Origin of the sequence: Micromonospora sp. SL1-18, from assembly GCF_047921505.1 — a bacterium.
GTDB lineage: Bacteria > Actinomycetota > Actinomycetes > Mycobacteriales > Micromonosporaceae > Micromonospora.
In genome coordinates this window covers 75,750-99,676 of the sequence record NZ_JBLROA010000007.1, presented here as the reverse complement: position 1 = coordinate 99,676, position 23,927 = coordinate 75,750, and the positions used below count along the sequence as shown (strand labels likewise).

Here is a 23,927-nt window from a genome sequence, read left to right as displayed (position 1 = left end):
GTCCGGCCCTGGAACGACCCGGCAGGGGCCCACAATCCGACGTTTGTCCGGCCGCCAGCACGGGAAGCAAGCACCGTGACGGACATCTCGGACACCCTGGCCAGCGTGCCCAGCCCGGTCGACGCCGACGCCGGCGGCGTCGAGCTGGAACAGACCCTATTCGAGGTGAAGCGCGTGATCGTGGGGCAGGACCGCCTCGTCGAACGCCTGCTCACCGCCCTGGTCGCCGACGGACACTGCCTGCTGGAGGGCGTGCCGGGAGTAGCCAAGACCCTCGCCGCGCAGACCCTCGCCAACGTCGTCGGCGGCACCTTTTCCCGCATCCAGTTCACCCCCGACCTGGTCCCCTCGGACATCGTCGGTACCCGCATCTACCGCGCCTCCACCGAAACGTTCGACGTCGAGCTGGGCCCGGTCATGGCGAACCTGGTGCTCGCCGACGAGATCAACCGCGCCCCGGCCAAGGTGCAGTCGGCGCTGCTGGAGGCGATGGCCGAACGGCAGGTCTCCATCGGCGGCCGGACCTGGCCGGTGCCCGAGCCGTTCCTGGTGCTCGCGACCCAGAACCCGATCGAGTCGGAGGGCGTCTACCAGCTCCCCGAGGCCCAGCGGGACCGGTTCCTCATGAAGATCGTCGTCGACTACCCGAGCGACGCCGACGAGCTGGCCATCCTCTACCGGATGAGCAGCGACCGGCCGACCCCGCGTCAGGTGCTCGACCCGGCCCGACTGCGCGAACTCCAGCGCCGCGCCAGTCAGGTCTTCGTCCACCACGCGCTTGCCGAGTACGTCGTCCGGCTCATCCTCGCCACCCGGGACCCGGGCCGGTTCGGGCTGCCCGAGATCGCGCCACTGCTGGCGTACGGGGCCAGCCCCCGGGCCACCCTCGGCCTGGTCGCCGCCGCCCGGGCCCAGGCGATGATCCGGGGCCGGGAGTACGTGCTCCCGGAGGACGTCCGGGACCTGGCGGTGGACGTGCTGTCCCACCGGCTGGTCCTCTCCTTCGACGCGGTGGCCGACGGGGTCTCCGCCGAAGCGGTGGTACGCCGGCTGGTCGAGGCGGTGCCGCCGCCCCGGGTCGCCGCCGGTCATCCCGAGACGGCGTCCGATCTGGCGGCGGCATGAGGCGCCGGGCCACCCCGATCCTGCCCGAGCCCGGCCTGGCGGATCTCGCCCCCGACCAGCGACTGCGTCGGCTCGAACTGGCCGTCACCCGTCGCCTGAACGGGCTGCTGCAGGGCCAGTACCACGGCCTGCTGCCCGGACCCGGCAGCGAGGTGTCCGGCAGCCGCGAGTACCGCCCCGGCGAGGACGAGGTACGCCGAATGGACTGGGCGGTCACCGCGCGGACCACCGTGCCGCACGTCCGCGAGGTCGACGCCGACCGGGAACTGACCACCTGGCTGCTCGTCGACGCCAGCCCCAGCATGGAGTACGGCACCGCCACACTGGACAAACGCGAACTCGCGGTGGCCGCCGTGGCGGCGGTCGGGTTCCTCACCGCGGGCACCGGCAACCGCCTCGGCGCGCAGGTGCTCGCCCCCGGGGGCGTACGCCGGTTCCCGGCCCGCGGCGGGCGGACCCACCTGCTCGGGCTGTTGCGCACCCTGCTCGGCGCGCCCCGGATCGGGGAGGCTGACGCCGCCGTCGCCCCGCCAACCCTCGTCGACGGGTTGGCCGGCGTGCAGCGGATGGCCATCCGGCGCGGTCTGGTGGTGGTCGTCTCCGACTTCCTCGACGGGCTGCCCGACGATCCGGACGCCGCCCCACCCTGGGAGCTGGCGCTGCGCCGGCTCGCCGTCCGGCATCAGGTGCTCGCGGTGGAGGTGACCGACCCGCGCGAGCTGGAACTGCCGGACGTCGGCCTGGTCACCCTGGTCGACCCGGAGACCGGCCGGCGCCGCGAGGTGTGGACCGGCGACCGGGCCCTGCGGGAGCGGTACGCCGAGGCCGCCGCCGCCCAGCGCGACCAGGTACGCCACGTGCTGCGCCGGACCGGGGCGACCCACCTGGCGCTGCGTACCGACCGGGACTGGACCGCCGACATCGTGCGGCACGTGCACCAGCAGCGACGGCTGGCCACCGCGCCCGCCTCGGCTCGGGGAGGTACCGCGTGACCTGGCAGTCGCCCGCCCGACTCTGGCTCCTGCTCGGCGTCGCCGCCCTCGTCTTCGGCTACCTGTCGATGCAACGCCGGCAGAGCCGGTACGCGGTTCGCTTCACCAACCTGCGTCTGCTGGACCGGGTCGCGCCGCACCGACCGGCCTGGCGCCGGCACGTGCCGGCGGGACTCTTCCTGGCCATGCTCGCGCTGCTGGTGGTCGGCTTCGCCCGGCCCAACGCCGAGGTACGGGTGCCCCGGGAACGGGCCACCGTGATGATGGCGGTGGATGTCTCCACCTCGATGCTCGCCACCGATGTCGACCCGGACCGGCTGACTGCCGCCAAACAGGCCGCCCGCCGGTTCGCCGACGGCCTGCCGAAGGAGTTCAACGTCGGCCTGGTCGCCTTCGCCGGCAGCGCGGCGGTGCTGGTCCCGCCGGGCACCGACCGGGACGCCCTGCACCAGGGGATCGGGCGGCTCGCCGAGGGCGTCACCGGCGTCCAGGGCACCGCGATCGGGGAGGCGATCAGCACCTGTCTGGGCGCGGTGAAGAGCCTGGACGCCAAGGCCGCCAAGGACCCGCCGCCGGCCCGGATCATCATCCTCTCCGACGGCGCGAACACCTCGGGGATGGACCCGATGGAGGCCGCCGCCCAGGCCGTGGCGGCCAAGGTCCCGCTGCACGCCATCTCGTTCGGCACTCCGTCCGGTTTCGTCGACCGGGGTGGGCGGGCCATCCAGGTGCCGGTCGACGGGCAGACGCTCAAGGCGGTGGCCGAGGAGACCGGGGGCCGCTTCCACGAGGCGACCAGCAGCGCCGAGCTGCGCGCCGTGTACGAGGACATCGGCACGTCCGTCGGCTACCGCAAGGAACGGCAGGACATCTCCGCCCGCTTCATCGGCCTGGGGCTGGTCTTCGCCATGGGCGCGGCCGCCGGATCCCTGCGGTGGTTCTCTCGACTGCCCTGAGCGCACCACCCACCCGGGATGTCGGCACGACACGTGAGGAGCCAGGTATGGCAGTGCAGACCGGACTAGGTGAGCCGCGCGGCCCGTGGTTCGTCTCGCCGGAGCTGGACCCGGACGGGCGCGGGCGCTGGGACGTACCCGGATCGCAGCCGGGCCCGGGGCGACGGAGCTGGCGCGGCCGGGTGCTCAGCGCGCTGGCGGTGGTGGCGCTCTCCACCCTGTCCGGGGCGGCGGCCGGCAGCTGGGTGGCCAGCCGCGACGCGCCCGATGCGGCAGCGGCCTCCGCGGGGCCGGTACCGGCGGAGCTGGTGACGGCCGCCGAGAAGACCGTGCCGGGGGTGGTCTCGGTGATGGTCGGCGGCAACGCCGCGTCGTCGGCCAGCGGCTCCGGCTTCGCCATCGACCGCGAGCAGCACATCGTCACCAACGACCACATCCTGGCCAAGGGCGGCTCCGGCCCGGTGACCGTGGAGACCTCCGACGGCCGCCGGTTCAACGCCGAGGTGGTGGGGCGGGAGCCGAACAGCGACCTGGCGGTGCTCAAGGTGCCCGCGTCGGCCGGGCTGTCGCCGCTGCCGCTGGCCAAGCCCAACGCCACCCGGGTCGGCGAGCCGGTGCTCGCGGTCGGTTCCCCGCTCGGGCTGGCGGGCACGGTGACCGCCGGTATCGTCAGCGCGCTCAACCGGCAGGTCCGCATCGGCAACGGCCGGCACACCGCGGTGCAGACCGACGCCTCGATCAACCCGGGCAACTCGGGTGGCCCGCTGGTCAACGCCCGGGGCGAGGTGGTCGGGGTGAACACGGCCATCGCCACGATCGACGGCAACGGCTCGATCGGCATCGGGTTCGCGATCCCGATCGACCAGGTGCAGCAGACCGCCGACACGATCATCGGCCGGGGCGGCTGACCGCCCGCCGCGGCGCTGGCCTGCGCGCCCCACCGGACCTTTCGGCTGGATCGGGTGAACTGTCGGATATCCGCCGTGGGACCATTGGGCAATGGAAATATTACGCTGAGTATGGATACTGGCGTGGGTGGAGCAAGCTGTCATCGCGGCCCTCCTCCTGGTGGGCCTGGTCATCGGCACCGCTGTCGGCGCGGCGTACGCCCGCGCGAAGCGTGGCTGGAAGGATTACCGAACCGCCCGGAACACCGTTCCCGGCGCCCGACGGACCGCCTGGCTGGCGACCCGCGCGGTCATCACCAAGGCGGGCGTGATCGCCCTGCTGCTCGTCGGCGCGGCCGCGTACGCGGCGGCCGGGTCGGACCACGAGCGGGCGGATCCCGCACCCACCCCGACCTCGACGCCCACCCCGAGCCACCCGGTCAGGCGCTAGCCTCTCCGCATGGACGACGGACTGCGGGTGACCGACCGGATCGTGGTTCCCGACGCCGAGCTGCGGGAACGCTTCTCCCGCTCGTCCGGACCGGGTGGGCAGGGCGTCAACACGGCCGACAGCCGGGTGGAACTCAGCTTCGACCTGGCCGGTTCGCCGAGCGTGCCCGAGCCGCTGCGCGCCCGCGCGCTGGAACGGCTCGCCGGCCGGCTGGTCGACGGCGTGCTGACCGTGGCCGCCAGCGAGCACCGGGCGCAACTGGCCAACCGGGAGGCCGCCCGCGACCGGCTGATCGCCCTGCTGCGCGAGGCGGTCGCCCCGCCGCCCAAACCCCGCCGTCCGACCCGCCCGTCCCGGGGGGCGAAGGAGCGCCGTCTGGCCGAGAAGAAACGCCAGTCCCAGCGCAAACGCGACCGGCGGGTGGACGGCGACTGACCGGCCGCGCCCGGAAAACGGTTTGTGGCCGACCCGGGCACCACCGACAATTCGCCCCGTGTCCGCCGACTTCTCCGTCAAGCCCACCCTCACCGGCGACCGGGTCATCCTCCGCCCGTTCGTCGACGACGACGTCGCCGCCTTCCAGGTCGCCATAGCCGATCCGGAGGTGGTCCGGCTGACCGGTAGCCCGCCGGGGGAGAAGTTCGACCTGAACCGCCTGCGGGCCTGGTACGGCAGCCGCAACAGCCAGACCGACCGGCTCGACCTGGCCGTGGTGGACAAGGCGACCGGGGAGTGCGTCGGCGAGGTGGTCCTCAACGAGTGGGACGGCCACAACCGCAGCTGCAACTTCCGTACGCTGATCGGCCCCGCCGGCCGCGACCGAGGGCTCGGCACCGAGGCGGTCCGGCTGATCGTCGGGTACGGCTTCGAGCAGCTCGGCCTGCACCGGACCTCGTTGGAGGTCTTCGCGTTCAACCCACGCGCCCGGCGGGTCTACGAGAAGGTCGGCTTCGTCGCCGAGGGGACGCTGCGCCAGGTGCTCCGCGACGGCGAGCGCTGGGTCCACGCCACCATCCCTCGGCGAGGTTTTCGGCCGGCCGTTCCCCGGACCGGTACCACGGTGGAACGACGCGGGCGCCTGGGAGAACGAACACTGGGCCACTGAGCACGAAACGCGTGCGGACATCCTGGATCTCTACCGGTCCGTCTGCGAACACTCGGATGCGACGATCAACGCCCTGCCCATCGACGCGCCTGGACACGTACCGTGGTGGCCAAGGCCAGACGTGAAGCTGTTCAACGTCATGATCCACATTCTCAACGAGGCCACCCGGCATGCAGGGCACGCCGATATCCTGCGCGAGCAGCTGGACGGCAGGACCGGGACGACGGCCGAGTACGAGAAACCGATCGACGCCGCGGCCCGCGAAGCCTACTGCGCGAAGGTCGAACAAGCCGTCCGGGCTGCTGACCCCTGCGCACCCGATCGCAGCTGCGCCTCGAGCTGAGCCAGCTCGAGGCGCCGCAATGACCAACTCCGTATGCGGCAACAGGTGGTCTCGCAGCCGGCAGTGACCACAACATGCCGCGCACGGAGTTGATCAAGAGGCATCGACTGGCACGAAAGGGCCGCCGCCGGGCCGAGCCCGATTCCTGGATTCCGCGCGCAGCCGGCCTCAGTCGAGCGCGGCGAGCAGCCGGGCCCGCAGCCCGGCAGCCCGCTCGGCGAAGCAGCGCTGGGCGGCGACGTATTCCGCCCGGCCCTCCGGGGTCTCCACCCGCACCGGCGGGTAGCCCAGGTCGGCCAGGTCGTAGGGCGAGGCGCGCATGTCCAACGCACGGATCTCGCGGGCCAGCGCGAAACCGTCCGCCACCAGCTCTGACGGCACCAGCGGAGAGAGCTTGTACGCCCACTTGTAGAGATCCATGTTGGCGTGCAGGCAGCCCGGCTGGTCCAACGCGTGCTGCGTCTCGCGGGTCGGGGTGAGCACGTTCAGCGGCCGGGCCGGCGCGGTGAAGAACCGGTACGCGTCGAAGTGGCTGCACCGTACGCCGCGCTCCTCGACGACGGCGGCGGTGGCCTCCGGGCCGAGCCGCAGCGGCCAGGCGTTGTGGCGTACCTCGTCCTGGGTCTGCCGGTAGACCATCGCCCACTCGTGCATCCCGAAACAGCCGAGGTGGGCCGGGCGGCCGGCGGTCGCCGCGAGCAGCGTACGGATCCAGGCGATCGACTCGGCGCGCCGCGCGCGTACCCGATCGGTGTCGAGGGTGAGCCCGGCGGTGGTGGCGCGGTAGTCCCGGCCGAACTCGGCGGGGTCCGCGTCGCGCAGCACCACTCCCGCACCCGGATGCCAGCGGCGTAGCTGGGCGGGGCGGTGCGAGTAGTAGGTGAAGAGGAAGTCCTCCACCGGGTGCTTCACGCCGCTGCGCCGGCGGGCCAGGTGTGGCGTCAGCCAGGCGTCCACCCGCTGCTCGTGGGCGCGCCGCCGGGCCTGCCAGTCGGCTGCGTCGAGCGCGGTGGCGGGGGCGAGGGCGACGGTCACGGACCCCAGGGTACGACCGCCGCCCCACCTCCGGTCAGGGCACGGTCACCCGGACGCCGGCGGAGAAGACGCCGCTGCGCAGCTCCAACTGCTTGGGCTGGTCGCTGCCGCGCACGGTGAAGACCAGCGGGAGGAGCACCCGGCTGCCCGCGGCGACCGGCTGGGCGAAGACGTCCCGCCCGAGGTTGGCGACCCGGGTGGCGTCCTCGTCGGCGGCGACCCAGTTGCCGCCCGGCAGGTACGCCCGTTGCAGCTGCCCGTGCCAGGTCTGTTCTTCCGACGTGAGGTTGCGCACCCCGACCGTGGCCAGGCACTGCCGGCCGCCCGCCGTGGCGGAGGGCAGTGCCCCGGCGCCGCAGGCCACGCGGTAGACGGTGAACTCGAACGCGGTCTCGCGCAGCGGGACGCCGACCGCACCGGTCACGCTCCGACCCATCCATGCGCCGCTGGTCGGCTGTTTGCCCGTGTCGATCGCGGCGACCCGCTGGGTGGCCGTCCACGCCCCCGCCCCGACCAGCCCGGCCAGCACCGCCGCGGCGACCGGGACCATCAGCCACACCGGCGGGGTGCGGCGCCGCCCGGCCCGGGCCGGCCGCGCCGGGCGCGGGTAGACCCTGCCGCGTTGCGCCGGGCCGGCCGTCCCACCGGCGATGGTCGGGGTGCCGGCGCTCGTCGCCGCCGTGCCGCTCGTCGCCGCCGTGCCGCTCGTCGCCGCCGTGCCGCTCGTCGCCGCCGTGCCGCCCGCCGCCGGGCCGGCCGTCGCCACGCCGGAGCGGCGCCGGCGGCGCCACCGCCACGTGAGCGTGCCGCCGGTGACAACCAGGAGCGCGGTCAGCGCGGCCGCCAGGATCGGCGGTCGCCGCCACACCGGTGGCGCCGCCGACACCTGCGTCGCGGGCGCCGCCGCGTCGGTCCAGGTCGCCGTCGCGCAGTCGTACGGCCGGGTGCCGTCGGTGCCGTACGCGCAGGCGGGTGCGGTCACGGACTGTCCCTGTGCGGCCGTGCTGAGGGCGGTGTTCAGGGTGGTGGTGCTGTGTGCCGGCAGCTTCAGCCGCCAGGTCACGTCGCCGGCCGTGGTCGAGCCGGACGCCGGAGTGGCCCGACCGCCGGCGGTCACCGTGGTCGCTTTCGACCCCGTCGGCAGCTCCTGCCGTACGATCGCCTCGACCACGTTGTTGCCGGCGTTGCGGATCTGGATCTGGTAGCCGGGCGCCGGGGTTTTCGCCGCGGTCATCGCCACGGTGACCGGCGGGGCCGACATCTGGATCGGTGCCGGTTTCCCGGGTGTCACCGCCGGTGGGGTCGCCGGAGTCCCGGTCGGGACGGGTGTGGCGTGTTCCACCGGGGCGGCCTGTGCCGCCGCCGGGGCCGGACTCGCGGGCGCGGCTGCCGCCCGGGGTGCCGCGGCGGGCAGGGCCGGTACGGCGGCGATGACCCCGAGGCAGTTCACGATCACGGCCAGGGACCTGTGGTGTCGCTTCGTTGCAGTCATAGGCCGAACCTCCCGGACCCGAAGCTATGGTCCCCGGCCCGCCGGGCGGGTACGAAGTGGGCATTCCCGCCACGGTCGGCGCGTGACGGCGTACCCTGGCGCGTCCGTGCCCGGCGATGACGTGGCGTGCCCGCGCAGGTCCGGGCGGGGCGGCGATAGATTGGCCGGGTGCGTATCGCTCGTTTCGCTCATGCCAAGGGAATGTCGTTCGGGGTCGTCGAGGGCGAGCCGGAGGCCGGGCCGCAGGGCCTGACCATCGCCGAGATCGAGGGGCACCCGTTCGGGCAGATCCAGTTCTCCGGCGCCCGCTGGGCGCTCTCCGACGTACGGCTGCTCTCGCCGATCCTGCCGAGCAAGGTGGTCTGCGTCGGCCGCAACTACGCCGAGCACGCTGCGGAACACGGCAGCGAGGTGCCCAAGGAACCGTTGCTCTTCCTCAAACCGTCCACCTCGGTGATCGGCCCACGGGACGCGATCCGTCTGCCGATCTTCTCCAAGCAGGTAGAGCACGAGGCGGAGCTGGCCGTGGTGATCGGGGCTCCGGGCGCGCGGCGCGCCGACCGGGCCGCCGCCGAACGGGCCATCTTCGGCTACACCTGCGCCAACGACGTCACCGCCCGGGACCTGCAGCGCTCCGACGGGCAGTGGACCCGCGCCAAGGGCTTCGACTCGTTCTGCCCGCTGGGTCCGTGGATCACCACCGGGCTGGACGTGGCCGATCTGGAGGTCCGGTGTGAGGTGGGTCGTAACCCGGAGGAGATGGAGGTACGCCAGCTCGGCCGGACCAAGGACATGGTCTTCGACGTGCCGGCCCTGGTGTCGTACATCTCTCACGTGATGACGCTGCTTCCCGGCGACGTGGTGCTGACCGGCACCCCGGCCGGGGTTAGTCCGCTCACCGACGGGGATACGGTCACCGTGCGGATCGAGGGGATCGGCGAACTCACCAACCCGGTGGTGCCGGTCGCCTGATGCGTCCTACGTCTCGTTTCCGCTGGTCAGGGGCGGTTCGAGGGATTGGATTTGGCCTGCCGGCACCGGGAGGGTAAAGTTCCTTCCTGGCGCCGCAAGGGGCCAATGGGGTATGGGGTAATTGGCAGCCCGACTGATTCTGGTTCAGTTAGTCTAGGTTCGAGTCCTGGTACCCCAGCGCAGCCGTGGATTCGCGAGAATCCCGGACGCTGGATTCTGGTGGAGTTCCGCTCCGCTCCTCCCGGTGAGGGGCGGCAAATGATCTCCGATAGAGTGCAGCTTCCTCGCCCTCGGCGAGGAAGCAGACAGTTCTGGCCCCGTCGTCTAGCGGCCCAGGACGCCGCCCTCTCAAGGCGGTAGCGCCGGTTCGAATCCGGTCGGGGCTACAGCGCGCACAGCCCGTCCCACCTGCTGGGGCGGGCTGTTTCGTGACCGTCCCACCACGTGGTCCGCGCCCGCCCGTCTTCAGAGCCCATTCCGCTCCTTGGTCTGCCGTCGGGCCGCCGTACCTGGGCGGCCGCGGGCATCCACCGGCTCGACCCCCGTCAGGAGGGCCGAGGGTGGTGCCGCTAGACTACTTCCGCACCGCTCGTCAGGGTGGTGAAGCAGGAAAAGTGCCTGGCCCCGTCGTCTAGCGGCCCAGGACGCCGCCCTCTCAAGGCGGTAGCGCCGGTTCGAATCCGGTCGGGGCTACCACTGAACGGCCCGTCCCACTTATGGGGCGGGCCGTTCGTCGTTCCCCACCCTCGACGCCCTGTGACCGGCTCCGGTTTGCGGCATGTGGCGGTGTCCGAGGTGCCGGACACCGCCACATGCGCGAATTGGAGCCAGAGCAATCACAGGCCGGAGAGGCGTTGGCCGGCCCGGACCACGGCCATGGCATGGCGCTCGCCGGGGCGGCGGCCGAGGCGTTCGATCGGGCCGGAGATGCTGATCGCCGCGATCACCCGGCCGGTGCGGTCACGGATCGGGGCCGAGACGCTCGCCACACCCGCCTCCCGCTCGGCGACGCTCTGCGCCCAGCCACGACGGCGTACCTCGGCCAGGGTGCGGCCGGTGAACTTCGACCGGGGCAGCAGCGGCATGACCGCCTCCGGCGGCTCCCAGGCGAGCAGGATCTGGGCCGCGGAACCCGCCGTCATGGGCAGCACCGAACCGATCGGCACGGTGTCGCGCAGGCCGCTGGCCCGCTCGGCGGCGGCCACGCAGATGCGCTCGTCGGCGCGGCGCAGGTAGAGCTGGGCGCTCTCGCCGGTGGCGTCGCGCAGCGCGGAGAGCAGTGGCTCGGCCGCGGTCAGCAGCACGTCCGGCGCGGCGTTGGCCAGTTCGCCGAGCCGGGGACCGGGGCGCCAGCGCCCCTGGGTGTCCCGGACCAGCATCCGGTGGATCTCCAGCGCCTGTGCCAGCCGGTGCGCGGTGGCCCGGGGCAGCTTGGTGCGTTCAACGAGTTCGGCCAGGCTGGCGCCGTCGACACAGGCGGCCAGGATGACCACCGCCTTGTCGAGAACGCCGACACCGCTCATACTGTGTCCCACAAGCCGAAACATACCTCCCAGAATTTAGGATGTCCAGATGGTGGGAGTCACTCAACCGAGGACCCTGGCCGAGAAGGTCTGGGACGCGCACGTCGTCCGCTCCGCCGCCGGCGAGCCGGACCTGCTCTTCATCGACCTGCACCTGCTCCACGAGGTCACCAGCCCGCAGGCGTTCGACGGGCTGCGCCTGGCCGGGCGCCGGGTCCGGCGCACCGACGTGACAGTCGCGACCGAGGACCACAACACCCCGACCGGGTACGACGACCCGGCGTTCCGGTCCCGGCGCGGCGACCTGCTCACGATCGCGGACCCCACCTCCCGCACCCAGATCGAGACGCTGCGCCGCAACTGCGCCGAGTTCGGCGTACGGCTGCACCCGCTGGGCGACGAGAACCAGGGCATCGTGCACGTCATCGGCCCGCAGCTGGGGCTCACCCAGCCGGGCATGACGATCGTCTGCGGCGACTCGCACACCGCCACCCACGGCGCGTTCGGCGCGCTCGCCTTCGGCATCGGCACCAGTGAGGTGGAGCACGTGCTGGCCACCCAGGCGCTGCCGCAGGCCCGGCCGAAGACCATGGCGGTGAACGTCACCGGCCGGCTCGCCCCGGGCGTCACCGCCAAGGACCTGGTGCTGGCGCTGATCGCGCAGGTGGGCACCGGCGGCGGGCGCGGCCACATCGTGGAGTACCGGGGCGAGGCGATCCGCGACCTCTCCATGGAGGGCCGGATGACCATCGCCAACATGTCCATCGAGTGGGGCGCCAAGGCCGGCATGATCGCGCCGGACGAGACCACCTTCGCGTACCTGAAGGGGCGGCCGAACGCGCCGCAGGGGGCGCAGTGGGACGCGGCGGTGGCGTACTGGAGGACGCTGCCCACCGACGAGGGGGCGACCTTTGACGCCGAGGTGACCCTGGACGCCAGCCGGATCACGCCGTTCGTCACCTGGGGCACCAACCCCGGCCAGGGGGCCCCGCTGGGCTCCGCCGTGCCGGACCCCGAGGAGTTCGTCAGCGAGCCGGAGCGGGCCGCCGCCCGCCGGGCCCTGGAGTACATGAACCTCACGCCCGGCACCCGGCTGCGCGACCTGGCCGTCGACGTGGTCTTCGTCGGCTCCTGCACCAACGGCCGACTGGAGGACCTCCGGGCCGCCGCCGACGTGCTGCGCGGCCACCAGGTCGCCGACGGCGTACGCATGCTGGTGGTGCCCGGGTCCGCCGCGGTGCGCGAGGCCGCGGAGGCGGAGGGGCTGGACAAGGTCTTCACCGACGCCGGCGCCGAGTGGCGCTTCGCCGGCTGCTCCATGTGTCTCGGGATGAACCCGGACACCCTGTCGCCGGGCCAGCGCTCGGCCTCGACCTCCAACCGCAACTTCGAGGGCCGCCAGGGCCGGGGCGGGCGTACCCACCTGGTGTCCCCGCCGGTCGCCGCCGCCACTGCCGTGGTCGGCCGGCTGGCCGCCCCCGCCGACCTGTAGAAGGGCAGCCGAGAGATGGACAAGTTCACCACCCACACCGGCACCGCCGTGCCGCTGCGCCATTCCAACGTGGACACCGATCAGATCATCCCCGCCGTGTACCTCAAGCGGGTGACCCGCACCGGTTTTGCCGACGGTCTCTTCAGCGCGTGGCGGGAGGATCCGTCGTTCGTTCTCAATGATCACTCCCATTCGGGGGCGTCGATTCTCATCGCCGGTCCCGAGTTCGGTACGGGTTCCTCCCGCGAGCACGCCGTCTGGGCGCTGCGGGACTGGGGCTTCCGGGTCGTGATCTCGCCCCGCTTCGGCGACATCTTCCGCGGCAACGCGCTCAAGGAAGGCCTCCTTCCGGTCGAGCTGGAATTGAAAGCCGTGGCGGAACTCTGGGATCTGGTGGAATCCGACCCGACCACCCCGATCACCGTCGACCTCACCGCCCGCCAGGTCCACGCCGGTGATGCCACCTGGGCTTTCCCGCTGGACGACCACAGTCGTTGGCGGCTGATGGAGGGCTTGGATGACATTGGACTCACCCTCCGCCACGAGGCCGAGATCGGCGCGTACGAGGCGTCCCGACCGTCGTTCCTGCCCTCGGTGGCATAGGCGTACGCCTGAGCCCACATCGCTTTTCGCCCCCACCGGTTCGCCGGTGGGGGCGAATCCGTTACGACACAAGGCCTTTTTTCCACCGAATGTTTGTGTCCCGGCAGCACAGGGCATACCGTGCGCGCAGAATGGCTCGCATCGAGTCAGTTGCACAATCGGGAGGAAGTCGTGAACAAGGCCGAGCTCATCGAGGCGCTCGCCGTTCGCCTGGGGGACCGGAAGACGGCGATGTCCGCGCTCGACGCGGTCCTCGCTGAGGTCCAGGCGGCGGTCACCAAGGGCGAGAAGGTGGCGATCACCGGTTTCGGAGCGTTCGAAAGGCGTATCCGGGGCGCCCGAACAGCGCGCAACCCGCGGACAGGCGAGGCGGTGAAGGTCAAGAAGACCTCCGTCCCGACCTTCCGCCCGGGTGCCGGGTTCAAGGAGATGGTGGCCAGCGGCAAGGTGCCGAAGGCCACCGCCGCTGCCAAGAAGATGACAGCGGCCGCCGCCAGGGCCACCGGCGCGAAGGCGACCGGGGCGAAGGCGACGGCGGCGAAGAAGACCGCTGCGGCCGGCGCCGCCAAGAAGACCACGGCGGCGAAGGCCACCAGGGCCGCCGGCGCCGCCAAGAAGGCCGCGCCGGCGAAGAAGGCTGCCGCGGCGAAGAAGGCCGCCCCGACCAAGAAGGCCGCCCCGACCAAGAAGGCTGCGGCGGCGAAGAAGACCACCGCCCCGGCCAAGAAGACCGCGGCGGCGAAGAGGACCACCGCGGCGGCCAAGAAGGCACCGGCGAAGAAGACCACGGCGGCCAAGAAGACCACTGCCGCCAAGAAAGCACCGGCGAAGAAAGCGCCGGCGAGGAAGACCGCCGCGCGGCGCTGACCGTACCGGCAGAAAGGGCGCCCACCGCTCGCGGTGGGCGCCCTTTTCGTGCCGTACGTCTTCGCGCCCGTGGCCGATCCGCTGTGGGGGGACGCGGTGCGGCCCCGCGCCCCGGGCACCCGCGGCGGTTAACAAGGGGCCCCTGCTCTACCGGAGGCGTTAAGAAGGGGCCCCTCCTTACAGGCGGTCGGCGGTGAGCAGGCGGTCGTCGGCGAAGGCGAGCAACCAGGCGCCGCCCTTGGGGGTGGTGAAGTCGTCCGCCCGGCCGGTCAGCCGTTCCAGCATGCCCGGGATCACCTTGCCCTGGCTGCACACCGCGACCGACTCGCCGGCGACGGCCAGGGCGGTGAGGCGGGCCGCTGCGGCGAGGGCGCACTCGTCCGGCTGCTGGCCGGGCTTCGGCTCGTCCAGGTCACCGGTCACCTCGATCGGCAGGTCCAGTAGGGCGGCCGCCGGATCCAGAGTCTGCACGCAGCGGCGGGCCGAGGCGGCGAGCAGCCGTACCGGGCGGACCAGGGCCACCAACTCGGCCAGCGCCCGCGCCTGGGCCAGGCCCTGCGCGTCCAGCGGTCGGCCGTTGTCCGGGCCGGTCCAGGTGCCCCGCTTGCCGGCGTGCGCGTGCCGGACCAGCAGCACGGTGTTGGTCACCGGCGGCAGCGCCGCGAACGCGGCGATCACCTCGGCGTCGTGCGGATAGCTGACCTGGCGTACCGCCTCGTCGACCCCGAGCCAGCGCACCTCGTCGACCTCGGTGTCCGGCTGGAAACCGCCGCTCGCGGCGGCCCGCATGGACCAGTAGTCGACCGCCTTCGGCCGCCCTTCGCTGCGGTACCGGACCGTGGGCAGGCGTACCTGGGGCACGGCCCGGACGTCGGTCTCCTCGGCGACCTCGCGGACGGCGGCCCGCAGCGGGTGTTCCCCGGTGTCCAGCTTGCCCTTGGGCAGCGACCAGTCGCCGTACCGGGGGCGGTGCACCAGGCAGACCTCGACGCCGTTCGGCCCGGGGCGCCAGGCCACCCCGCCCGCGGCCCGGATCCGCACCGGCTCCTCGTCCGTCATCCGCCCACCGTAAGCCCGGTCCGAACCGGCCGTCGCCCGCTCAGCCCGCCGTCCCGCCGATCCGGTGCAGCAGCAGGTCCTGCAGGTGGGTCAGCGGCTCGTCCTCGGTGCCGGTACGCCGGCTCCAACTGCCGTCTCCGGCCAGCTCGAACGCGTCCACCTCTGGGCCGAACGCGGCGGTCAGCACGTAGTCGAGCTCGGCCCGGGCCACCGGGTCGCTCACCTGCACCAGCGCCTCGACCCGGCGGTCCAGGTTGCGGTGCATCAGGTCGGACGAGCCCATCCAGAACTCGGCGTCGCCGTTGTTGCCGAACCGGAAGATGCGCGAATGCTCCAGGAACCGGCCGAGGATCGAGCGGACCCGGATGTTCTCCGACAGCCCCGGCACCCCGGGACGCAGCGTGCACATGCCCCGGATCAACAGGTCGATGTGCACGCCCGCCTGGGAGGCCCGGTAGAGCGCGTCGGTGATCTCCTCGTCCACCAGGGCGTTCACCTTGAACTGCACGAGGCCCGGCATGCCGAGCCGGACGTGGGTGATCTCCCGCTCAATCCGCTCGATCAGGCCGCTGCGGATGCCCTGCGGGGCCACCAGCAGCCGTCGGTACGCGGTCTGCCGGCTGTAGCCGGTGAGCACGTTGAACAGGTCGGTCAGGTCGGCGCCGATCTCCGGGTCGGCGGTGAGCATGCCGAAGTCCTCGTAGGTCCTGGCGGTTTTGGGGTGGTAGTTGCCGGTGCCGATGTGGCAGTAGCGGCGGATCTGGTTGCTCTCCTGGCGTACCACCAGGGCGGTCTTGCAGTGCGTCTTCAACCCGACCAGGCCGTAGACGACGTGGCAGCCGGCGCGCTCCAGGGTGCGGGCCCAGCCGATGTTCGCCACCTCGTCGAAGCGGGCCTTCAGCTCCACCAGCACCACCACCTGCTTGCCGGCGGCGGCCGCGTCGACCAGGGCGTCGACGATCGGGGAGTCCCCGCTGGTGCGGTACAGGGTCTGCTTGATGGCCAGCACGTCCGGGTCGGCGGCGGCCTGCTCGATGAAGCGCTGCGCGCTGGTGGCGAACGAGTGGTACGGGTGGTGCACCAGCACGTCGCCGTCCCGCAGGGTGGCGAAGACGCTGCGCGGCACCTCGCCCTCGGTGAGGCGCGGGTGGGTGGCCGGCACGAACGGCGGGTCCTTCAGCTCGGGGCGGTCGGCCTCGCCGTACACCTGCAAGAGCGCGGAGAGGTCCAGCAGGCCGGGCACCCGCAGCACCTCCTGGTCGTGCATGTCCAGCTCGCGGACGAGCAGCTCCAGCATGTGGTCGGTGATCGAGGCGGCGACCTCCAGCCGGACCGGCGGGCCGAAGCGGCGCCGGGCCAGCTCCCGTTCCAGGGCTTGGAGCAGGTCCTCGTCGCGGTCCTCGTCCACCTCGACCTCGGCGTTGCGGGTGACCCGGAACAGGTGGCACTCCACCACCTGCATCCCGGAGAAGAGCTGCCCGAGGTGCACCGAGATGAGGTCCTCCACCGGGATGAACCGGATGCCGGGGGCGTCCCGGGACACCCGGACGAAGCGCGGCACGTTGTTGGGTACCTTCACCCGGGCGAACAGCTCCGAACCGCCGTCCGGGTCGCGCACCGAGACGGCGAGGTTCAACGACCGACCCGAGATGTACGGGAACGGGTGCGCCGGGTCCACCGCGAGCGGGGTGAGCACCGGGAAGATGTGCTCCCGGAACCAGGTGCGCAGCCGCTCCCGTTCCGGGCCGTCCAGCTCGCTCCAGCGCAGGATCCGGACGTCCTCCTCGGCCAGCCTCGGCAACACGTCGTCGACGAAGCAGGCGGCGTGCCGGGCCACCAGGTCGGCGGCCTTCTCCGCGATCAGTTCCAGCTGGGTACGCAGCGGCAGCCGGTCCCCACCGCGTACCGGCAGCCCGGCGGAGAGCCGGCGCTTCAGGCCGGCCACCCGCACCATGTAGAACTCGTCCAGGTTGCTGGCGAAGATGGCCAGGAACTTCACCCGCTCCAGCAGCGGGGTACGCGGATCCTCGGCCAGCGCCAGCACCCGGGCGTTGAAGTCGAGCCAGGAGAGTTCCCGGTTGAGGAACCGGTCCTCTGGCAGCCGCTGCCCTGCCGCGCGCTCGGCGTACGGGCCCGGGCCCTCGACCGGGTCGAGTGATTCCTCGAGGCCGGCGGAGGCAGCCGCGACGTCCAGGTCGGCCGGGTCGACGGCGAGGTCCTCCTCGGGCGCGCGGACCCGACGGAACCGGCCGTCGGTGCCCCGGGGCCGGACGCCGTTGCGGGGCGCCCCGGGGCCGGGGAGGTGCTGGGTGCTCTCGGGCTGCTCGCGAGGGGTGCTCACCACCTCATGATTCCCCGATTCCGGTGAACGGAAAATGAACTCGGGCCAGGTTGCTCAGGCCATCGTCGGCAACGTCACGCGGACGATCTCACCCGCGGCGTCCCGCTCGACCCGGACCCGCTGGCCGAGCCGGAGCAGCCGCAGCCCGGACGCGTCGAAGGCGCGGGCCGGGAAGGGCAGCTCGGTGCCGTCGTCGAGCAGCAGCATCCCGCTGCGGGTCGACGCGTCGTAGGTGGCCACCGTGCCCTGCATGCCAGCACCGTACCCGACGCCTCCGTCGAGCAGCGCCGCCGTGCGCGGACCCGGACCCAGCCGCACGGCGGCGGCCAGGTCGGCGGCGGTGTCCACGTCCCGGCGCAGGGTCGGCCAGTCGCCGCGTAGCGGCATTGCCCCGTGCGCCGCGTGCGCCGCCGCCGAGCCCACCCCGAACCGCGGGTCCAGCGGCACGTTGGCCGGCGCGGCGAGCAGCACGGTGCCGCTGCCCGGGGCGTCGGCCACGAACCCGCGTACCCCCGGCGGACCGGCCGGGACGGCCCGGAGCGCCGCGGCCAGCTCGGCCGGGCGCAGCGCCGGCAGGTCGGCGGTGAGGCCGGCCACGGCGGCGCGCGGGCCGGCGACCGCCGCGCCGCGCCGGAACGCGCCGTTCAGCCCTTCGGCCGGGTCCGGCACAGTCCGTGCGCCGGCCGCCGTCGCCTCCGCCGCCACCCGCGGGTCGTCGCTGACCACGAGAATCTCGCCCACGGCCGGGCAGGCCCGCACCGCGCGGACCGTATCGGCCGCCAGAGCCAGCGCCAGCTCCTCATGGGGTACGCCGGGCAGCGCGCCCCGCAGGCGGCTCTTCGCCGCCCCGAGGCGCTTCACCGGCACCACCACGGTCCAGGTCGGCTCGGGCACGTGACCATCCTGCCAGTCGGACGGCGGTACCCTCACTGGCCGGACCCAGGGCGAGCAGGCATGATTTCGTCGCGGGCGTGGGTGTGGTCGCGAGGAGGAGACAAGGTGGCGGGGCGCAAGGTGGGGTTCTGGCCACGGTTGGCCGTGGTGCTGGTCAAGCCGGTGCTTTGGGTCTGGACGCGGCGCACCTGGCGGGGGATGGAGCACCTGCGTCGGGACGGCGGCATCATCATCGTGCCGAACCACATCTCGCACGCTGACCCGTTGGTCTCCGCGCACTTCATCTACGACTCCGGGCGCTGGCCGCAGTTCCTCGGCAAGGCCAGCCTGTTCCGGGTGCCGGTGATCGGCTGGATCCTGCACCGGTGCCGGCAGATCCCGGTGGAGCGCGGCACGGTCGAGGCGGCCCGGTCACTGGACAAGCTGGTCGCGGCCGTACGCGAGGGCGGCGCGGTGGTGATCTACCCGGAGGGGACCACCACCCGCGAACCGGACCTCTGGCCGATGAAGGGCAAGACCGGGGCGGCCCGGCTGGCGCTGGCCACCGGCGCGCCGGTGATCCCGGTCGCCATGTGGGGGCCGGAGAAGCTGTTCGACCCGCGCACCACCCGGCTCGGGCTGCGCCCGCGGATCCCGGTGACCGTGGTCGCCGGGCCGCCGGTCGATCTGAGCCGGTGGGCGGGCGCCACGCCGACCCGGGCCGTCTTCGAGGAGATGACCGACGAGATCATGCTGCGGATCCGCGACATGGTCGCCGAGATCCGCGGCGGCACCCCACCACCGCTGTGGGAGCGCCCCGCCCGGAACCGTACCCGTAGCCGCGAGGCTGGAGAATGAGCGAGCGTAGCGAGCGAATCAGCCAGCTCAGCGCGCTGGTGTCTCATGGCGTCGCCGACCATAGGGAGGCGACGGCGTGAGCGGGCATGTCGCGGTGCTGGGGGCGGGATCGTGGGGGACCACGTTCGCCAAGATCCTCGCGGACGCCGGCCGGGACGTGACGATCCTGGCCCGGCGGTCGTCAGTGGCCAAGGCGATCCGGACCGAGCGCCGCAATCCGGACTACCTGCCGGAGGTACGACTGCCCGACCGGGTCACCGCGACCGGGGACGCCGAGGAGGCGATCACCGGGGCGGAGGTGGTGGTGCTCTCCGTGCCGTCGCAGACGCTGCGCGGCAACCTCGCCGCGTGGACCCCGTACCTGCACCCCGACGCCACGCTGGTCTCCCTGATGAAGGGCATCGAGCTGGGCACCACCAAGCGGATGAGCCAGGTGATCATGGAAGCCGCGGGGGTGCCGGCCGACCGGGTGGTGGTCGTCTCCGGGCCGAACCTGGCCCCCGAGATCGCCGCCGAGCAGCCCGCCGCGACCGTGGTCGCCGGCACCGACAGCCGCCGGGCCACCCTGGTCCAGTCGTCGATCCGGACGTCCTACTTCCGCCCGTACACGAACGACGACGTGATCGGCTGTGAGCTGGGCGGGGCGGTGAAGAACGTGATCGCCCTGGCGTACGGGATCGCCACCGCGATGGGCTTCGGCGACAACACCCGGGCCATGCTGATGACGCGCGGCCTGGCCGAGACCGCCCGGCTGGGCGTGGCGCTCGGCGCCGACCCGATCACCTTCGCCGGTCTGGCCGGCATGGGCGACCTGGTCGCCTCCTGCTCCTCCCCACTGGCCCGCAACCGCACCTTCGGCGAGCACCTGGGCCGGGGGGAGACGCTGGAACAGGCGCAGGCGGCCACCCGGCAGACCGCCGAGGGTGTGAAGAGCTGTCTGGCCATCCGGGACCTGGCCCGGGCGCACGGGGTGGAGATGCCGATCACCGAGCAGATCGAGCGGATCTGCCACGAGGGGATGGATCCGCGGCTCGCCGTGGACGCCCTGATGAGCCGGACCGCGAAGCCCGAGTCGTACGAGTGAGGCGGCCATGAGCGAGCGGAGCGAGCGAATCATCGGGCACTGTGCGGTCGAGCCTCAGGCGGCCGCCGAGCGAGCGAGGCGGCTGCATGAGCGACTGGGGTGACGGCACCCGCAGCGTGCACGCCGGGCTGCCCGCGCCGGCACCGGGGGAGCCGTTCCTGCCCGGGCCGGTCTTCGCCGCGCCGTACCACCTGGACCCGTGGCAGGGGCCGGCGGCGACGCCCAACGGGTACGGCCGGCCGGACAACCCGACCCGGCGGCTGCTGGAGGCGGCCGTCGGTGAGCTGGAGGGCGGGGACTGTCGGGTCTTCGCCAGTGGTCAGGCGGCCATCACCGGGCTGCTGCTGGCGCTGCTGCGCCCCGGCGACACGGTGCTGCTCCCCGCCGACGGCTACTTCCCGGTGCGCGCGTTCGCCACCGACACCCTGGCCCGCATCGGGGTACGCGTCGGCTTCGTGCCGACCGCCGGCCCGTACCCGTCGTTCTCCGGTGTCCGGCTGGTGCTGCTGGAGACCCCGGCGAACCCCGGCCTGGACGTGGCCGACGTGCCGGCGTTGGCCGCCGCGGCGCACGCCGCCGGGGCCCTCGTTGCGGTCGACAACACCACCGCCACTCCGCTCGGGCAGCGCCCGCTGGACCTCGGCGCCGACGTGGTGGTGGCCTCCGGCACCAAGGCGCTCACCGGCCACTCCGACCTGCTGCTCGGATACGTGGCGGCCCGCTCCGCCGAGCTGCTCGACCCGTTGACCACCTGGCGGACCACCACCGGCGGGGTGCCCGGGCCGTTCGACTGCTGGCTGGCCCACCGCTCGCTGGCCACCCTGGACCTGCGGCTGACCCGGCAGACCACCAACGCCGAAGCACTCGCCCGGCTGCTCGCCGGCCGCGCCGACGTCGCCGGCCTGCGCTGGCCCGGGCTGCCGGAGGACCCGGCGTACCCGGTCGCCTCGGTCCAGATGCGACGGATGCCCGGGGTGCTCTCGTTCGACCTGGGCGACGCCGACCGGGTGGCCCGGTTCCTCGACGCGTCCCGCCTTGTCGCCGCCGCCACCTCGTTCGGTGGGGTGCACACCACCGCCGACCGGCGGGCCCAGTGGGGCGACGACACCGTCCCCGGCTTCGTCCGGCTCTCCTGCGGCATCGAGGACACCGCCGACCTGGTGGCCGACGTCGCCGCCGCGCTGGACGCCAGCACGGACTGAGCCAGCCAGGGCGGCATCGGCTCGGCTATCGTGTCGGGCAGCCATAAGCTATGGGGCTACGAGAAGGAATTGAAGGGGCAGTCCTGGCCGCGGGGGATGGTTGGTGAAGGTCACGCGTATCGCGTATTCGACCGCTTTGAATCCGGGTAAGTACGCCGCCCTGCAGGAGCAGGCTCGTCGGTTGGGTCGGGTGCGTGGTGAGGTGTGGCAGCGGTACGGGTCGATCGGCGGTGTCGGGTCCGGACTGCGGCACCGGCAGGTGCGGGATCGGTGGCTGGCCGAGGACACGCATTCGCGGTTCGGTGTGTTGGCGAACGCGTGGAAGGAAACCGTCCGCGACGCGATCGGCGACATCACCGCGAACCGGGAGGCGGCCAAGGTGCAGGTGCGGCGGGCCATCGTCCGGCGCACCGACGATCCGATACAGCGGAAGCGGATGTTCGACGTGTTGAAGGCCGACCGGTGGGCGGACGACCCGTTCCTGGCTCGGCAGATGCGCAAGTACTGGAAGCGTGGGAAGAATCGCACGCACGATCAGATTGTGGTGCGAGCCGACAACTACAACACGATCATCGACGGGCGTGGAGGACTGTGGCTCGCGGTCCCGGGCCTGCAACCCCGCAAGATGATCAGCATCCCGCTGTCCACCACGGTCGCGCCGACGGGCACGCTGCGGCTGATCCTGCGCGGCGGCCGGGTCGAGGTGCACTACCAGATCGACGCAGCACACATGCGCTCATCGCAGCGGCCCCACGGTGACCAGACCCTGGGCGTGGACAAGGGCTACACCGAAGCCCTCACCGACTCCGACGGCGACCCCCACGGTGAACGACTCGGCGAGCTGCTCACCAGCGAGTCGGACCGACTGAAGGAACGCAACCGGCGCCGGGCGAAGCTGCGCTCGATAGCCAACACCGCAGCCGCCCGTGGTAACCACGCGAAGGCGCACCGAATCGCGCGCAACAATCTCGGCACCGCCAAACGGGACCGGCAGGCCACCCGCCACCGGGCCCGGGTGCGGACGGAGATCTTCACCGCCGTGCACGAGGTCGTCGACAAGGCCGCCACCATCGTGGCCGAGGACCTCACCAAACGCTTCGCCGCCCGCAAGAAGCTCGGCAAGAACATGAATCGGCGTCTCGCCGCGTGGACCAAGGGAGTCACCGCCGAGGCGCTGAAGAACGTGTCGGAGCGCAGAGGTTCTGCGCTCGTTCCCGTCAACGCCGCCTACACCTCACAAACCTGTCACCGCTGCGGCGCCTTCGGCTCCCGCAGCGGGGACCGGTTTCACTGCACTCGGTGCGGGGTGGTGTGGCAGGCCGACGTGAACGCCGCGATCAACATCCTGCAAAGAGCCGACGACCCCGACATCGCCCTGCACACCCCACACCACGTGGTGAAGCAGATCCTGCAGGACCGGGCCGATCGCCACCGGACCAGACTGCCGGTCCAGGACTCCAGCCCGACCACCACGGCCAGGCGGAGAGCGAACCATCCGAACCGCTCAACAATGAGCGACTAGTAGGAAGCAGGTGAGTCCGATCCACCAAACCGCTCCCCTCCGCGTCCGCGTCGCTCACAGGTAGGCGACGCCGGGAGCGCCGACGAGCGTTCCCGAAAGGCATGCCATGGCACCGTTCCACCCCGACCGTCCCGCCCTCGTCGCCCGGCTGCGCGCCGCCGGCTGTGTCTTCGCCGAGGACGAGGCGGACCTGCTGATCGCCGCAGCCGACTCGACCGAGGCGCTGACCGACCTGGTCGACCGCCGGGTCGCCGGTCTGCCGCTGGAGCACCTGCTCGGCTGGGCCGAGTTCTGTGGCCTGCGGGTCGCCGTCGACCCCGGGGTCTTCGTGCCCCGGGCGCGTACCGCCCTGCTGGTGTCCGCCGCCGCGGTGGTGGCCGGGCCGGCGCCCGCCCTGCTGGACCTCTGCTGCGGCTCGGGTGCCGCCGCGATGGTGCTGCACGGCCGGCTCAACCCCCGTTGGCTGGCCGCCGCCGACCTCGATCCGGCCGCCGTGGCCTGTGCCCGGCGCAATCTCGCCCCGCTCGGCGTGCCGGTCTACCAGGGCGACCTGTTCGGGCCCATCCCGCCCGAATGGCGGGGACGGCTGGACCTGGTGGTGGCGAACGCCCCGTACGTGCCGAGCGACTCGCTGGCCCTGATGCCGGCGGAGGCGCGGCTGCACGAGGCGCCGATGGCGCTGGATGGCGGCGCGGACGGGCTGGCCGTGCTGCGCCGGGTGGCGGCCGGCGCGGTCGGTTGGCTCGCCCCCGGCGGGCACCTGGCGGTCGAGGTCAGCGCCGGCCAGGCCGAGCCGCTCTGCGGGGTGCTGACCGACGCGGGCCTGGTGCCGACCGTGGTGCACGACGAGGACCTGGACGCCACGGCCGTCACCGCCCGCCGGCCCGGCTGAGCGTCGCACCGCCGGCCGACCCGGCGCTGTCTGGTCGCCGGCTGACCCGCGCGGGTCAGCCGTGCGGCGGTGCGCCGGTGAAGGCCGTCCAGGCGGCCGGGGAGAAGACCAGCACCGGGCCGGCCGGGTCCTTGGAGTCGCGGACCGCGACCGCCTCCGGCAGCAGCGCCATCTCGACGCACGCGCCCTCGTCGCCACTGCGGCTGCTCTTGCGCCAGCCGGTGGCCGGCGGGCGGCTGCTCGTGCCGTTCAT

At 72.8% G+C, this 23,927-nt stretch carries 22 protein-coding genes, 3 tRNA genes and 2 pseudogenes; 20 read left to right on the top strand and 7 right to left on the bottom strand.

Going from position 1 to position 23,927, the window contains the following annotated elements; genetic code table 11:
- The first annotated feature begins 75 nt into the window (after positions 1-75).
- From ACNAW0_RS05125 to ACNAW0_RS05090, 8 genes and pseudogenes are all read left to right on the top strand, one after another.
- Complete coding sequence (locus tag ACNAW0_RS05125; RefSeq protein ID WP_416286533.1) at positions 76-1,125, top strand: AAA family ATPase; 1,050 nt, start codon at positions 76-78, stop codon at positions 1,123-1,125.
- On the top strand, positions 1,122-2,117 hold the full coding sequence (locus ACNAW0_RS05120) for a DUF58 domain-containing protein (protein ID WP_416286532.1): 996 nt from the start codon (positions 1,122-1,124) through the stop codon (positions 2,115-2,117). Before ACNAW0_RS05125 ends, ACNAW0_RS05120 begins: the two co-directional genes overlap by 4 nt.
- On the top strand, positions 2,114-3,073 hold the full coding sequence (locus ACNAW0_RS05115; RefSeq protein ID WP_416286531.1) for a VWA domain-containing protein: 960 nt from the start codon (positions 2,114-2,116) through the stop codon (positions 3,071-3,073). Before ACNAW0_RS05120 ends, ACNAW0_RS05115 begins: the two co-directional genes overlap by 4 nt.
- Before the next feature lie 47 nt (positions 3,074-3,120).
- Positions 3,121-3,981 carry a S1C family serine protease gene (locus tag ACNAW0_RS05110; protein WP_416286530.1) on the top strand — a complete coding sequence of 287 codons (861 nt, stop codon included), beginning with the start codon at positions 3,121-3,123 and terminating at the stop codon, positions 3,979-3,981.
- Positions 3,982-4,108: 127 nt separating this feature from the next.
- Positions 4,109-4,411, top strand: a complete 303-nt coding sequence (locus tag ACNAW0_RS05105) for a hypothetical protein (RefSeq protein ID WP_416286529.1) — start codon at positions 4,109-4,111, stop codon at positions 4,409-4,411.
- Positions 4,412-4,420: 9 nt separating this feature from the next.
- The gene (gene arfB, locus ACNAW0_RS05100; protein WP_416286528.1) at positions 4,421-4,846 is read left to right on the top strand and encodes an alternative ribosome rescue aminoacyl-tRNA hydrolase ArfB; all 426 of its coding nucleotides are present in this window, start codon (positions 4,421-4,423) and stop codon (positions 4,844-4,846) included.
- 58 nt (positions 4,847-4,904) lie between these two features.
- Positions 4,905-5,516 carry a GNAT family N-acetyltransferase gene (locus ACNAW0_RS05095; RefSeq protein WP_416286527.1) on the top strand — a complete coding sequence of 204 codons (612 nt, stop codon included), beginning with the start codon at positions 4,905-4,907 and terminating at the stop codon, positions 5,514-5,516.
- A pseudogene (locus ACNAW0_RS05090) lies at positions 5,494-5,859 on the top strand (DUF664 domain-containing protein); the annotation flags it as partial. The gene ACNAW0_RS05095 and the pseudogene ACNAW0_RS05090, both read left to right, overlap by 23 nt.
- 168 nt (positions 5,860-6,027) lie before the next feature.
- Here ACNAW0_RS05090 and ACNAW0_RS05085 read toward each other — a convergent pair.
- Complete coding sequence (locus ACNAW0_RS05085; RefSeq protein WP_416286526.1) at positions 6,028-6,894, bottom strand: 3-methyladenine DNA glycosylase; 867 nt, start codon at positions 6,892-6,894, stop codon at positions 6,028-6,030.
- Between the two features lie 34 nt (positions 6,895-6,928).
- Positions 6,929-8,386 carry a hypothetical protein gene (locus ACNAW0_RS05080; protein WP_416286525.1) on the bottom strand — a complete coding sequence of 486 codons (1,458 nt, stop codon included), beginning with the start codon at positions 8,384-8,386 and terminating at the stop codon, positions 6,929-6,931.
- 168 nt (positions 8,387-8,554) lie between these two features.
- On the opposite strand from ACNAW0_RS05080, the gene ACNAW0_RS05075 reads away from it, so the two are divergent.
- The 4 genes from ACNAW0_RS05075 to ACNAW0_RS05060 all read left to right on the top strand — a co-directional run bounded on the left by ACNAW0_RS05075 (position 8,555) and on the right by ACNAW0_RS05060 (position 10,054).
- Positions 8,555-9,358: a fumarylacetoacetate hydrolase family protein gene (locus ACNAW0_RS05075; protein ID WP_416286524.1), complete on the top strand. Its 804-nt coding sequence runs from the start codon at positions 8,555-8,557 to the stop codon at positions 9,356-9,358.
- 106 nt (positions 9,359-9,464) lie between these two features.
- Positions 9,465-9,536, top strand: a tRNA-Gln gene (locus ACNAW0_RS05070).
- Positions 9,537-9,671: 135 nt separating this feature from the next.
- Positions 9,672-9,744 (top strand) — tRNA-Glu (locus ACNAW0_RS05065).
- 234 nt (positions 9,745-9,978) lie between these two features.
- Positions 9,979-10,054, top strand: a tRNA-Glu gene (locus tag ACNAW0_RS05060).
- A 140-nt stretch (positions 10,055-10,194) separates the two neighbouring features.
- Here ACNAW0_RS05060 and ACNAW0_RS05055 read toward each other — a convergent pair.
- Positions 10,195-10,881 (bottom strand): IclR family transcriptional regulator, encoded by a 687-nt coding sequence (locus ACNAW0_RS05055; protein WP_416286523.1) that lies wholly within the window; start codon positions 10,879-10,881, stop codon positions 10,195-10,197.
- A 49-nt stretch (positions 10,882-10,930) separates the two neighbouring features.
- On the opposite strand from ACNAW0_RS05055, the gene leuC reads away from it, so the two are divergent.
- From leuC to ACNAW0_RS05040, 3 genes are all read left to right on the top strand, one after another.
- Positions 10,931-12,373 (top strand): 3-isopropylmalate dehydratase large subunit, encoded by a 1,443-nt coding sequence (leuC, locus tag ACNAW0_RS05050; RefSeq protein ID WP_416286522.1) that lies wholly within the window; start codon positions 10,931-10,933, stop codon positions 12,371-12,373.
- Between the two features lie 15 nt (positions 12,374-12,388).
- On the top strand, positions 12,389-12,976 hold the full coding sequence (leuD, locus tag ACNAW0_RS05045; protein WP_416286521.1) for a 3-isopropylmalate dehydratase small subunit: 588 nt from the start codon (positions 12,389-12,391) through the stop codon (positions 12,974-12,976).
- Between the two features lie 171 nt (positions 12,977-13,147).
- On the top strand, positions 13,148-13,843 hold the full coding sequence (locus tag ACNAW0_RS05040; RefSeq protein ID WP_416286520.1) for an HU family DNA-binding protein: 696 nt from the start codon (positions 13,148-13,150) through the stop codon (positions 13,841-13,843).
- 177 nt (positions 13,844-14,020) lie between these two features.
- On the opposite strand, the gene ACNAW0_RS05035 is transcribed toward ACNAW0_RS05040, so the two are convergent.
- The 3 genes and pseudogenes from ACNAW0_RS05035 to cofC form a co-directional block, all read right to left on the bottom strand.
- Positions 14,021-14,902 carry an NUDIX hydrolase gene (locus ACNAW0_RS05035; RefSeq protein ID WP_416286519.1) on the bottom strand — a complete coding sequence of 294 codons (882 nt, stop codon included), beginning with the start codon at positions 14,900-14,902 and terminating at the stop codon, positions 14,021-14,023.
- A 40-nt stretch (positions 14,903-14,942) separates the two neighbouring features.
- Positions 14,943-17,243 (bottom strand): RNA degradosome polyphosphate kinase, encoded by a 2,301-nt coding sequence (locus ACNAW0_RS05030; RefSeq protein WP_416286518.1) that lies wholly within the window; start codon positions 17,241-17,243, stop codon positions 14,943-14,945.
- Positions 17,244-17,525: 282 nt separating this feature from the next.
- Positions 17,526-18,137, bottom strand: a pseudogene (gene cofC / locus ACNAW0_RS05025) (2-phospho-L-lactate guanylyltransferase); the annotation flags it as partial.
- Positions 18,138-18,242: 105 nt separating this feature from the next.
- On the opposite strand from cofC, the gene ACNAW0_RS05020 reads away from it, so the two are divergent.
- From ACNAW0_RS05020 to ACNAW0_RS05000, 5 genes are all read left to right on the top strand, one after another.
- Positions 18,243-18,974: a lysophospholipid acyltransferase family protein gene (locus tag ACNAW0_RS05020; protein ID WP_416286517.1), complete on the top strand. Its 732-nt coding sequence runs from the start codon at positions 18,243-18,245 to the stop codon at positions 18,972-18,974.
- A 76-nt stretch (positions 18,975-19,050) separates the two neighbouring features.
- Complete coding sequence (locus ACNAW0_RS05015; protein ID WP_416286516.1) at positions 19,051-20,058, top strand: NAD(P)H-dependent glycerol-3-phosphate dehydrogenase; 1,008 nt, start codon at positions 19,051-19,053, stop codon at positions 20,056-20,058.
- 86 nt (positions 20,059-20,144) lie between these two features.
- Entirely contained in the window at positions 20,145-21,260 is a 1,116-nt protein-coding gene (locus tag ACNAW0_RS05010; protein ID WP_416286515.1) for a cystathionine gamma-lyase, read from the top strand.
- 103 nt (positions 21,261-21,363) lie between these two features.
- Entirely contained in the window at positions 21,364-22,782 is a 1,419-nt protein-coding gene (locus ACNAW0_RS05005; RefSeq protein ID WP_416286514.1) for an RNA-guided endonuclease InsQ/TnpB family protein, read from the top strand.
- 106 nt (positions 22,783-22,888) lie between these two features.
- Positions 22,889-23,674: a putative protein N(5)-glutamine methyltransferase gene (locus ACNAW0_RS05000; RefSeq protein ID WP_416286513.1), complete on the top strand. Its 786-nt coding sequence runs from the start codon at positions 22,889-22,891 to the stop codon at positions 23,672-23,674.
- Between the two features lie 55 nt (positions 23,675-23,729).
- On the opposite strand, the gene ACNAW0_RS04995 is transcribed toward ACNAW0_RS05000, so the two are convergent.
- Entirely contained in the window at positions 23,730-23,927 is a 198-nt protein-coding gene (locus ACNAW0_RS04995; RefSeq protein ID WP_416286512.1) for a DUF397 domain-containing protein, read from the bottom strand.